The sequence below is a fragment of the Brevibacillus sp. SYP-B805 genome, from assembly GCF_011059135.1.
In the GTDB taxonomy this organism is placed as follows: Bacteria; Bacillota; Bacilli; order Brevibacillales; family Brevibacillaceae; genus Brevibacillus_F.
Window position 1 is genome coordinate 61,510 of record NZ_JAALGD010000002.1, and the last position, 12,018, is coordinate 73,527.

A 12,018-nucleotide genomic window follows, 5' to 3' on the forward strand; every position below is an offset into this window, starting at 1 on the left:
TGTGTGTGATTCCCTCCCACGCAATCCGGAACTGTCGCTTCCCGACTTGCGAACTACCTGAAAAATGCACTAACGATTATTATAGCAAAGCCGCATGGGGACGGCAACCGCACGACAGCCGGATCGTCAACCGCACGACGGGTTCTGCTGTCCTTTTTCCTGTCAATCCGTCATGATGCGATACCGGGAGACGGTGCCGTCTGTATCAAACCAGATCACCAGCCACTCGCTGTCGATTCGCACCAGCCCCCGCTCCGGCCCGAGCTCATACACCCAATTGTTCTGTTCTTGAAAATAGGCTGTATCGGTCGGCTGCCCCAGCAGATTGCGAACCTCCCCGCGCGTCATCCCCGCCAGTTGATGCCGCTCAAGCAGGTCATCCACCATATAGACCCGTTTCTCCTTGGCAGCCATCCACTTGGAAGGGGTAAACCTTGATTCGTATTCATTCACGGCCAGTTTGGCAAAGGAGTACAAAAAGATGGCGGTGGCCGCCAGCGCCCCGAACACCAGACGCTTCCCTGGCTTTTCTCCCTTTTTCCTGTTCCGCCACACTACGAAGAGAATCCCCGTCACGATCAGGTACGGTCCCAGCACGGCGGGAACGCTGACGATACTGAACGATGAATGAAGCAGATCGATGACGAGGTTGTAACACATGTACAGCGCGACATACATCACAATGCCCACCGTCAAGGCCAACTTCCAGATCAGCTTTTTGGCAAATTCCGCATCAATCATGGGTACTCCTCTCGCCTGTTTTCCGGCAACGTTTTCATAAATGAAATGTAACATAAAAAATGCAAAAAATGTCAATCAGGGTTATAGAATGAAACCCTGACACGGATCGCACCGGGTTCTTGAAGAAAAAAGCGGATGTGCCGCTGCGGCTGCATCCGCTCAGTTGGACCGAACCCGTTCCTTGATCTTTTCCACCACTTTGGCGGGAAACATCTGCTCGATGCTCGGCCAGTATTGCTCCCCACCTGCCGGCAGCCGATGCCCCACCACCCGGTAGCTGCTGCCGTCAAACGCGATGTCAAATCGCGCAGGCGCATCGACTCCGGAAGAATTATACGGTTCCTCGGCCAATACGGAGACCCATGCATAGACCGTCTTGTGCTCGGCGTCGGGACTCTCCATGCCCAACAGCTCCAGCCCGATCCGATTCTCCTTTGATCCCCCGCCGAAGTCCTTGTGCGACTGCAGATAGCGGGTAATCAGGGGTTCCACCAGGCTTCTGTTGGCCGGAGAAACACCGGGCTTCACCTCGACAAAGACCAGGCCAAAATGTTTGCCGCCGGAGAGCACCTGCAGCTTCCAAATCCCCGGCTCCGGGAGGACGATCGATGACGGGAAATGGGCATCCGCATCATACAGCCTCCCCCCTACCTCCCAGGTGCCCAGATCCTTGCGCACGCCCTGTTCGTTGACGGCGACAATCTGCACCTCTTTGGCAACCGCCCCGTTGAGCAGCCACATCACCTTTTGCGCTTGCCCCTCATAGAACTCTTCGGTCATGATCCGCACCGGTTTTGTCCCATAGTAGGTGAAAGCATGCTGCCCGTAGGATTCTGTGTAACTGGGCGATGGCTTCCACAACGTGGGGACGTGCCAGACGGCTCCCGGAAGGATCGGCTCGGTTTCCTTATGAGGCTGACCGGTTTCCCGCTCGAAAGGAGGTCCCGCCGGTGCAAGCAGCGGAGAGACGGCCAGGATGGCCAGCGCCACCGCGGCAGGTACCAGCAAAGAGAAGGGGAACCCTCCCTTCCTCCTGCCCTTGCGCCGGATGCGCTCCCACACCCGCCGTTCCATCTCCGGGGTAAACGAGCGATCGCGAAGCAGCGTGGCATCGGCGGTTTCCTTCAAGTGGCGGAGCGATTGTTCCACATCCATTCCTTCCCCTCCTCCCTGGTCATGAGCGCTTTCAATTGCTGGCGGGCCCGATGCAGCTTCGTCCGCACCGCCCCTTCCGACGTTCCCAAAATCTCCGCAATCTCCGCCGTCGACAGTTCGGCGTAATAATGCAGGGCGATCACCTGGCGGTATGCCGGCGCCAGCTTCATCACCTGCCGGACGATGCCCTCTCTTTCCAGATTCGCCAGCACCTCGGCTTCCACCGTCCGCTCGGCCGTACAGTCGGCAAGCGGTTTCAGCAACAGGTTGCGGAACGACCAGGAACGGAGATAACCTTTGCACTCATTCACCGCAATCCGGTAGATCCAGGTGTGCATGGCGCTTTCTCCGCGAAAATCGGCAAGGTGGCGGTACACCTTCACAAACACATCCTGGGTAATGTCTTCCGCAAGTGAGGGATCCTTGACGAAAAAGCAGACGAGTCGCAGAATCCGGGTGCCGTACTCGCGCATCACTTGTTCGAAGCGGGCATCTTTCGTCTGTTGCAAGGTATCCAGATCGTCCAGCGTGCCTCACTCCCTTCGCAAGCGGTTTCTCCCCGCCTGCCCTTCTGTTAGATGCAGCAGAAGCAAACCTGTTACACGGAAAAATAACAGAAAAGACGCAGAAGATCCTGTGCGGACCCGCTGCGTCTTGCTTTTCCTCTTGTCTAGCCGATGACGGTCAATTCCTTGGGGAAGCTGGTTAACACTTCACACCCTGTCTCGGTCACCAGCACGTTGTCTTCAATCCGTACGCCGCCGACGCCCGGCAGATAAATGCCCGGTTCAATCGTGAAGACCATTCCCGGCCGCAGCGCATCCTGATTCTTGCCGTGGACGGAGGGATATTCATGCACATCCATCCCCATGCCGTGGCCCAGGCGGTGTGTGAAGTACTCCCCATACCCTTTTGCCGCGATCAGATCACGGGCCGTCTTGTCCAGGCTCGCCAGGGCAGCGCCGGGACGGACCGCTTCAATCGCTGCCAGATTGGCTGCGAGAACGGTTTGGTAGATCTCTTTCTGCCGCTCGTTGATCTCCCCTACGGCAAACGTGCGGGTGATATCCGAGACATAGCCATCAAGCGCCACCCCCATATCGAAGAGAAGCAGCTCCCCTTCCCGAATCGTGCGATCGCCCGGATGGCCGTGGGGCAGCGCCGAATTTTCTCCCGCCAGCACCATCGTGCTGAACGACGGCCCTTCGGCTCCCATGCGCTTCATTAGGTACTCCAGCTCAGCCACAAGCTCCAGCTCGGTGACGCCCGCCTTTACTTTTTTCAATCCTTCCGCCAGCACCTTTTCCACGACATCGATGGCTTTTCGGATGCGGGCCACCTCGTCGGGCGACTTGATCATCCTCATCTCCTGCAAGGGCGCTTCCAGATCCACATATGTTTCGGCTTCCAGCGCCGCAGCCAGCGCTTCATACCGGTTGACGGTCAAATGGCTTTTTTCCAGCCCCACCCGTTGCAATCGGCCTTTCAACAGCCGCTTCACAACCTCATAGGGATTGTCCGTATCGCTGTGCGTGGCGATCTGCTTGACGCTTGACGCCTGTTCCGCCGCTTCACGGTCCAAGGCCGGCACCACCAGCGTCGGCTCGCCGTCGGAAGGGATGATCAGCCCCAGAAAACGCTCATGCGGTTCGCTGAAAAAGCCCGTCAGGTAATAGACATGTTTGGGCAAAGTGATGATAGCTGCATCCAGCTGATGGGCTGCCATGAATGTACGCAGTTGCTGCAAACGGGATTCTGTCATCAGTTCCACCTACTTATCCAGTAATACTCCGAACATATCATACTTCCCGAAAGAACTGAAGAGAAAACAAAAGAAGTTTCCATAAACCGGCCAGCATATGCGCGTAGATGTGACGTGAAAAGCCTTCCTCCCTGGCAGGAAAAAGGCTTTTCATGCAAAAATCGATCAGTTTTTCATGCGCGGGTCGAGGGCATCGCGCAAACCGTCTCCGATCAGGTTGAAGCCCAGAACGGTCAGCATGATGGAGAGACCCGGGAAGATCAGGTTCCATGGCGCTTTTTGAATGTACTGCCGGGAGTCGGCCAGCATCTTGCCCCATTCCGGTTCCGGCGGCTGTGCCCCCAGCCCGAGGAAGCCCAGCGCCGCCGCCTCGATAATCGCCGTGGCAATGCCGAGCGTGCCGGTCACGATGATCGGCGCGAGGCTGTTCGGCAGAATGTGCTGCAGGATGATGCGCGAATCCTTCATCCCGAGCGCACGCGCCGCCATGACGAACTCTTCTTCCTTCAGGCTGAGCACCCGCGACCGCACGAGCCGTCCGAAGGTGGGGATGTTGATGATGGAAATGGCGATCAGCGCATTCTGCAAGGACGGCCCCAGAATGGCCACAATCGCGATCGCCAGCAAAATGCTGGGAAAGGCAAGCATGACATCGAAAATCCGGGAGATCAGCATATCGATCCAGCGGCCATAGTAGCCGGCGACAAGACCGAGCGCGGTCCCCACCACGATGGAACCCAGGACGGAAAACGTTCCCACCCACAGCGAGATGCGGGCGCCGTACACGACGCGGGTGAAGACATCCCGGCCGTTGTAATCCGTTCCGAACCAGTGTTCGGAGGAAGGCGGCTTGTTTTTCAGCAAGAGCTCCCCTTCATCATACTTGTAGTGGGTCAGCAGAGGAGCAAAGATGGCCACCAGGATGAAGAAGAAAATGATGACAAAGCCGGCGATGGCGGCCTTGTTTTTCCGCAGCGCTCTCCAGGCATCGCGCCATGGGGAGGATACCGGTTCTTCCATGGGCTTGCCGGTCGAGGTTTGTACGGTTATGTCTGCCATAGCGGAACCCTCCTTAGCGGTATTTGATGCGCGGATCGACATAGGCATACAGGAGGTCGACCAGCAGATTGATCAGGACAAAGATGGTGGCGATGACCAGAATGCCCGATTGAATCACCGGATAGTCCCGGTTTCCGATCGCCGTATAGATATACCGGCCGATCCCCGGCCACCCGAAGATGGTCTCGGTCAGCACCGCTCCGCCAAGCAGGAGCCCTGTCTGCAGGCCGATGACCGTCAAGACGGGGATCAGGGCGTTTTTCAGGGCATGCTTGTAAATCACGAAAAATTGCCCAAGCCCTTTCGCCCGTGCCGTGCGGATGTAATCGGAACGCATCACCTCCAGCATGCTGGAGCGGGTGATCCGGGCGATAATCGCCATCGGGATCGTCCCGAGCGCAATGCTCGGCAGGATCAGGTGATCGATCACATCGCGGAGTTGGTCCCATTTCCCGGCGATGATCGTGTCAATTATATAAAAATGCGTAATCGCCATGACCGGATCACGCGTACTGTCTCGTCCAACGGAAGGCAGCCATTTCAGTTCCTGGGCGAACAGCCATTGTTCCATGAGGCCCAGCCAGAAAATCGGCATCGAAACGCCGATCAACGCTACCAGCATCGCAATGTAATCAAACCAGGAATTCTGTTTCCACGCAGAGATGATCCCTGCATTGACTCCGATGATAATGGCAAACAGCATGCTGAACACCGTCAGTTCCGCTGTCGCCGCCAGATACGGTCCGATCTCCTGGCTAATCGGCACTTTTGTATGCAGCGACACGCCCAGATTGCCGGTAAGAATATCCTTCAGATAATGAAAATACTGCAAATACCAGGGCTGATTCAAACCGAGCGCTTCGCGCAGCTCTTCAACCGCCTTGGCACTCGCCCTCTCTCCCAAAATGGTAAGCGCCGGGTCTCCCGGGATGGCGTGAATGATGGAAAACACCACGATGGACATGCCAAACAGCACAGGGATGAGCATAAGGATTCTTCGTATGGTGTAGGACAGCAATGCCATCTCCTCGCTTTCCTCATAAATCATGACGAAAAAATACCCCGCCCGACTCAGATTTGTTGCTGGCGTCGGGCGGGGCCCCAAACACTAGAACCAGTCTTCGCAGATTGTCCCACGCTGCGTGGAGAAAAGGGCAAGAAGAGGCGCTTCCCTTACCCTTTTCGCTCAATCTGTCCGTTATTGCTGAATGTCAACCTTCTCCAGGCTCTCGGAACCTTTCGGATGCGGTTTGTAGTTGATGACGTTCGCTTTCGCGGCAAGCGCAGGCGTGGAGTGCGCCAGCGGTACCATCGGCACGTCCTTGAAGATAATCTCTTGCACTTGCTTGTACAGTTTTTCGCGTTCTTCCTTGGATGTGGCGGATTGGGCCTGCATCAGCAGCTTGTGGGCCTCTTCGTTTGCCCAGCGCGTACGGTTGTTGCCGCCGATGTTGTTTTTGTCAAGCAGGGTGGCCAGGAAGTTGTCAGGGTCGCCGTTGTCGCCCGTCCAGCCGAGCAAGAAGATCTCCTGCTCACCCTTCTTGGTCTTGTCAAGGTAGGTTGCCCATTCCATCGTGACGATCTCAGCATCCACGCCGATTTTCTTGAAATCCTGCTGGATGGCTTCCGCGATCTTCACACCGTCCGGCATGTACGGACGCGGAACCGGCATCGCCCAGAACTTGATCTTGAAGCCGTTCGGGTAACCGGCCTCTTTCAGCAGCTCTTTCGCCTTGTCAAGGTTAAACTCGCGGTCTTTGATATCGCTGTTATAGCCCCAAATGGACGGAGGCAGCGGGTTTACAGCAGGTTGACCAAGACCGGCAAAGAACGATTCCACGATCGCCGGCTTGTTGATGGCGTAAGCGAGGGCTTCGCGCACTTTCGGGTTGTCAAGCGGCTTCTTCTCCACGTTAAAGCCCACAAAACCGATGTTCATGGAAGGACGCAGGATCAGCTGCAGATCCTTGTTGTCTTTCACCGTTTGGGCGTCGTCCGGGTTCAGGCCGTCCATCAGGTCGATCTCGCCGGAAGTCAGCGCGGTCAGACGGGCGGTGTTCTCCGGAATCACCTTGAACACCAGCTTGTCCAGTTTCGGATAGCCTTTTTGCCAGTAGTCCGGGTTTTTCTCCAGCGTAATGGTGTCATTGCGCTTCCATTCCACAAACTTGAACGGACCGGTACCAACCGGATGCTCGTTGAACTTCTCCGGCCCCATCTCTTTCAGCGCGGTGGGAGATGCGATCGCGAAGCAGGACATCCCCAGGTTTTGGAGGAACGGAGCCAGCGGACGGTTCAGGGTAAACTTCACCGTGTACGGATCCACGACATCGACGGATTTGATCACATGGGTTTCGTCTCCCTTGTAGCCGCCGAACATGTCGTTGTAGTATTCAAAGCCTTCCTTGTTATGTAGCGGGTTGTTCTTGTCCATCCAGCGGTCAAAATTGAACTTCACCGCTTCTGCGTTGAAGTCGGTGCCATCATGGAACTTCACGCCTTGACGGAGCGTAAAGGTATAGGTCAGACCGTCCGGGGAAACCTCCCATTTTTCGGCCAGGCCCGGCACTACGTTGGTATTGTCTTCTTCGTAAGAAACCAGGGTGTCAAAAATATTTTCCGTAACCTTGAAGGATTCGCCGTCCGTGACGGTAATCGGGTCCAAGCCGACGGAATCGCCGCCGCGGCCGACGATCAGCTGCTTCGGACCGGTTTGCGCCGGTTCAGCCGCCGGTGCGGGCTGTTGGGATTGCTGGTTGTTTGCGGATTGCTGCGTCTCTTGCCCACCGCCGCAGCCGGCAAGCGCCATCGAGAGCGCCAGCAGACCGGCGAACGCAGCCGTTAGCATTCTTTTTTTCATAAATGAAACTCCCCCTTTTCGGTTGATCAGGCATCAGACGGAATCAGGCCAGTACAATCGTCGAGATCCGGCGCATCCCCCCTTTTTCAGTTGAACAGCCTCCTGCCCGCAATGGCCACCCCTATTCATGATAAAGATGGCAGGCCACGAAATGACCGTCACCGATGTCGCGAAACTCGGGCCGCACATTCGTGCAAACATCGGTCGCATGCGGACAGCGGGTGCGGAAGGTGCAGCCGCTCGGCGGGTTCGCCGGACTGGGAACATCCCCCTGCAGGATGATGCGCTCCCGTTTCACGTCGGGATCCGGCGTCGGCACTGCGGACAGCAGCGCTTTCGTATAGGGGTGCAGCGGATTGTCGTACAATTGCTTGCTGGTGGTCAATTCCACCAGGCGTCCGAGGTACATCACCCCGACCCTGTCGCTGATATGGCGCACCACGCTCAGGTCATGCGCGATAAAGAGATAGGTCAGGCCCAGTTCGCGCTGCAGGTCCTGCATGAGGTTGAGCACCTGCGACTGAATCGACACGTCGAGCGCGGAGACCGGCTCGTCGGCCACGATCAGCTTCGGATTGAGCATCAGGGCCCGGGCGATGCCGATCCGCTGCCGCTGGCCGCCGCTGAATTGGTGCGGATACCGCTTCGCATGGTAGCTGCTCAAGCCGACGACCTCCAGGATTTCGTGCACCCGTTTTTTCCTCTCCGCCGGTGTGCCGATCCCGTGGACGATCAGCGGTTCTTCCAATATCTTTTCAATATTGTGACGGGGATTGAGAGAGGCGAACGGATCCTGGAAGACGATCTGCATATCGCGGCGCATTTTGCGCATCTCTTCCTTCCCCAGGGCGGTAATCGCCTTGCCCTCAAACCATACTTCCCCGGCCGTCGGTTCAATCAGACGCAGGATGGAGCGGCCCGTGGTCGACTTGCCGCAGCCGCTTTCCCCTACCAATCCGAGGGTTTCTCCTTTTTGCACGCTGAACGAAACATCATCAACCGCTTTTACTACGCCTGTTTCACGCCCGAGGATGCCGCCCGTGATCGGATAGTATTTCTTCAGGTTTTTGACGGTCAGTAGTTCTGCTGCCACTTGCATGCTCCTTTCGGGGTTCTAGTCGTTCAGCCAGCAGCGGGAGCGGTGTCCTTCTCCCACGGTTTTCAGCTCAGGCATCTGTGCACGGCACTGGTCGGTCGCGTGTTCGCAGCGCGGAGCAAACCGGCAGCCCACGGTGAGCGAACCGGGTATCGGAACGTTGCCCGGAATGGAGTACAGCCGTTCTTTCGTTTCCTCCAGTTTGGGAATCGAATTGAGCAGGCCGATTGTATAGGGATGCTTCGGGTTCTTCAGGATCGTCCGCACATCCCCCTCTTCCACGATATTGCCGGCATACATGACCACCACGCGATGGCACATCTCCGCCACCACGCCGAGATCGTGCGTGATCATCATGATGGCGGTCTGGGATTCCTTGTTCAAATGGCGCATCAGGTCGAGGATTTGCGCCTGAATGGTCACATCGAGCGCCGTGGTCGGCTCGTCGGCAATCAGGAGTTCCGGATTGCAGGCCATGGCCATCGCAATCATCACCCGCTGGCGCATCCCGCCTGACAGCTGGTGCGGATATTCATCCACGATGGCTTCCGCCCGGGGAATGCCGACCTTTTTCAGCATTTCGATCGAGCGTTCGCGCGCCTCTTTTTTGCTTGCTTTCATGTGCAGGCGAATCGCTTCGCCGATCTGATTGCCGATCGTGTAGACCGGATTGAGCGAAGTCATCGGCTCCTGGAAGATCATCGCAATCTCATTGCCGCGAATCTCGCGCATGCGCTTTTCGCTCGCGGTGACGAGATCTTCGCCTTTGAATTTAATGGAGCCCCCGACGATCTTGCCGGGAGGGTTCGGCACCAGGCGCATGACGGAAAGGGAGGTTACACTCTTTCCACAGCCGGATTCGCCCACGATCCCCAGGATTTCTCCTTGGCGGACGATTATATCAATTCCGTCTACCGCCGGGATCTGGCCTCGGTCTGTGAAAAAGTGCGTTTGCAGGTTTTCGATCTGTAGTATGGGCTGTGTCACGTAGCGCACCTCTCTTGCCGACGATTGAACGATTTATTGTGTAATCAATTACCAACTGTGACCATTATGCCATGTACCCAATATTTTCGCAACATATGAAATTCACACTATTATTACTTGACAAAACAGAAAGACTAGATTTGCACGTGGCAAATCCAGTCTCTTCGCACGGCTGTTTTCTTAAATGGAAGCCGCCGCCCTGCTTCTGCGGCGATACAGGAGACGTCCCTGGGCGAAAAACAGCAGACTGCCGGCGGCAATCGCCGCCATGGCCAGAAACATGACCGTTCCCCCATACGCGGACAGCAGCATCCCGCTCAGCCACGGGCCGAGGAAGCTGCCCAGTTCGCTGAAGCTTTGTGCGCCGTAATAGGTTCCCCTCATGCCCGGCGGCGTGATCTCGTCAAGCTGTGCAAATTCGGCGGGTACCACCAGGATTTCGCCGGCTGTAAAAACGATCATGGAGACGATAAAGCCGGTCCACCCGGTGGAGAAGGCAAACCCAACCTCCCCCGCCGCAAACAGGGAGCTTCCCAGGACGATGCGCTGAAACAGGCTGAAGCGTTCCGCCCAGCGGGTCAGGGGGATCTGTGCCGCTATCACGGTAACGCCATTGATGCTCATCAGCAGGGCAAACAGCACGACGCCATCCGCAAACCGCTCTTTCAGGTACTGGGAGAGGGGGACGGACATCTGCCCGTGGACGGTTGTCAGGCAGATGCTGCCGAGGAGAAACAGCAGCAGCACACCATCCCTGCGCAGGACCCTCCATGCAGAGCCCGCGCTGATTCGCTCTGCACCCGCCTCTTCCAGCGGCTGAACGCGGCAGCGGCGAAGCAGGAGCATCAGGGCGGCGGCATAGATCAGATAGGCGCCAGCCGTCAGATAAAAGCCGGATGCATCCCCGCTGATGCCGAGCAGCGCTCCCAGCAGCGGCCCCAGGGAAAAGCCGATATTGTTCGCCAGATAGCGGTTGGCAAACACGCGGTACCGTTTCTCCTGCGGCGTCACATCCCCCATCAGCGCCTTGGAGATGGTGGCAAAAAACGATGCCCCCAACCCTTTTCCGATATTGAGGAACAGAAGCAAGAGCGGATCGATGGTGAGCACGAGCCCCGCATACGTGGCGGCCAGCAGCAACAGGGAGCCGATCATCAGCCGGGTCCTGCCGAAAACATCGGAGAGAACGCCGCCGACAAAGCCGCCCATGGTGGCAGCCAGGGCACCGGCTCCGATCACCACGCCGATGTCTGCATAATCCAGGCCCGTCGCTTCCCGCAGGTAAATGGCCAAAAACGGCATGCTCATCGAGTTGGACAGCGTGATGAATGCCGTGCCTGCCAACAGGACATGCACCATGGGATGATAGGCGGCCAGGTAGCGCCGGACGCGATTCATGAACGGGGCACCTCCTCGTCGAAAAACCGGCGCAGCTCGCCGTGCAGCCGGTCGATGAAACTGCTGCGCAGGCTGTAGTAAGCAGGCGTGGTGTGATCCAGAAAGTGGCTTCTGATCATGCCGGCGCGCCGCAGCGCGGTGATGTGATGGTGTACGGTGCTTTTGGCGAGGCCGATCTCCTGCTGAAGCTCACCCAGGGTACAGTTTTTTCTGGCCAGCAGCCGCAAGATTGCCAGCCGCTTTTCATCTGCAAGGCATTGCGCCATTTGCAGCAGCGGTTCGGCGGGACGGACGCTCAGGCGCACCGGGTAGAGGCAGGTGGCGATGCCGCGAAAGAAATCGAGAACCGTCCCTCCTGCGCAATGATACTGCGGGACAAGAATCACCTGGTTCAGGTTGGCTGTCGGCTCGATGCGCAGGCCATTGGTCGCCTGTTCAATCAGGTCGATCGGGGCGCAGTGCGCCGCCGCCTGCTCCTGTTTGCGCGCATCGGCCCGCAGGCGATCCATGATCTCCGGCGGGAGATGCCGGAAATAATGCTCGTTCCACGCGGACAGCAGATAGAGACTGCGGTCGCGTATCTCCCCCAGATTGAGCGGGATTGATTCCACCCACGGGGCCAGCCGTTCGTAGATTTCCCCGGCCGGCAGCCGCTCCAGCCAGTGCAGGAAGTCTTCCGCCGTCTCTTTCGCGGGAGCCTGGGAAATGAGCAGCACCATCCGGTGAAGCACTTCCCACCGCTCATCCTCCAATTCACGGGCGAACGACGCCGGAAGCTTCCTTTCCGTTTCCTGCCGCCAGGCGTGATCCGGGACGACGTTTTTCAGATGGTTGTGATAGATGTACACGTAGAAGCTGACGACCAGTTCATAAGCGGGAGAATATTCGATTTTTATGGAATATGAATGATTCATTCGATCACCTTCGAACAGATATTTTCGTTCGAGGTAATTCTAATTG

11 protein-coding genes are annotated in these 12,018 nt (G+C 57.2%); all 11 read right to left on the bottom strand.

From position 1 onward, the window contains the following. Positions 1–162: 162 nt before the first annotated feature. A complete protein-coding gene (gene bamE / locus G3578_RS03030; protein WP_165208545.1) occupies positions 163–741 on the bottom strand; it encodes an outer membrane protein assembly factor BamE domain-containing protein in 579 nt (192 codons plus the stop codon). A 159-nt stretch (positions 742–900) separates the two neighbouring features. Then, complete coding sequence (locus tag G3578_RS03035) at positions 901–1,896, bottom strand: hypothetical protein (protein WP_165208547.1); 996 nt, start codon at positions 1,894–1,896, stop codon at positions 901–903. Next, the gene (locus tag G3578_RS03040; RefSeq protein ID WP_165209323.1) at positions 1,866–2,414 is read right to left on the bottom strand and encodes a sigma-70 family RNA polymerase sigma factor; all 549 of its coding nucleotides are present in this window, start codon (positions 2,412–2,414) and stop codon (positions 1,866–1,868) included. Before G3578_RS03040 ends, G3578_RS03035 begins: the two co-directional genes overlap by 31 nt. Positions 2,415–2,566: 152 nt before the next feature. Further along, positions 2,567–3,658 carry a M24 family metallopeptidase gene (locus G3578_RS03045; protein WP_165208549.1) on the bottom strand — a complete coding sequence of 364 codons (1,092 nt, stop codon included), beginning with the start codon at positions 3,656–3,658 and terminating at the stop codon, positions 2,567–2,569. A gap of 165 nt (positions 3,659–3,823) precedes the next feature. Beyond that, complete coding sequence (locus tag G3578_RS03050) at positions 3,824–4,717, bottom strand: ABC transporter permease (protein ID WP_165208551.1); 894 nt, start codon at positions 4,715–4,717, stop codon at positions 3,824–3,826. A gap of 13 nt (positions 4,718–4,730) precedes the next feature. After that, a complete protein-coding gene (locus tag G3578_RS03055) occupies positions 4,731–5,741 on the bottom strand; it encodes an ABC transporter permease (RefSeq protein ID WP_165208553.1) in 1,011 nt (336 codons plus the stop codon). 174 nt (positions 5,742–5,915) lie between these two features. Beyond that, the gene (locus G3578_RS03060) at positions 5,916–7,577 is read right to left on the bottom strand and encodes an ABC transporter substrate-binding protein (RefSeq protein ID WP_165208555.1); all 1,662 of its coding nucleotides are present in this window, start codon (positions 7,575–7,577) and stop codon (positions 5,916–5,918) included. A gap of 121 nt (positions 7,578–7,698) precedes the next feature. Beyond that, on the bottom strand, positions 7,699–8,670 hold the full coding sequence (locus tag G3578_RS03065; protein ID WP_165208557.1) for a dipeptide ABC transporter ATP-binding protein: 972 nt from the start codon (positions 8,668–8,670) through the stop codon (positions 7,699–7,701). Positions 8,671–8,691: 21 nt separating this feature from the next. Then, positions 8,692–9,660 carry an oligopeptide/dipeptide ABC transporter ATP-binding protein gene (locus G3578_RS03070; protein ID WP_165208559.1) on the bottom strand — a complete coding sequence of 323 codons (969 nt, stop codon included), beginning with the start codon at positions 9,658–9,660 and terminating at the stop codon, positions 8,692–8,694. Between the two features lie 180 nt (positions 9,661–9,840). Beyond that, positions 9,841–11,058: an MDR family MFS transporter gene (locus G3578_RS03075; protein WP_165208561.1), complete on the bottom strand. Its 1,218-nt coding sequence runs from the start codon at positions 11,056–11,058 to the stop codon at positions 9,841–9,843. Further along, positions 11,055–11,972 carry an ArsR/SmtB family transcription factor gene (locus G3578_RS03080; protein ID WP_165208563.1) on the bottom strand — a complete coding sequence of 306 codons (918 nt, stop codon included), beginning with the start codon at positions 11,970–11,972 and terminating at the stop codon, positions 11,055–11,057. Before G3578_RS03080 ends, G3578_RS03075 begins: the two co-directional genes overlap by 4 nt. Positions 11,973–12,018: the final 46 nt, after the last annotated feature.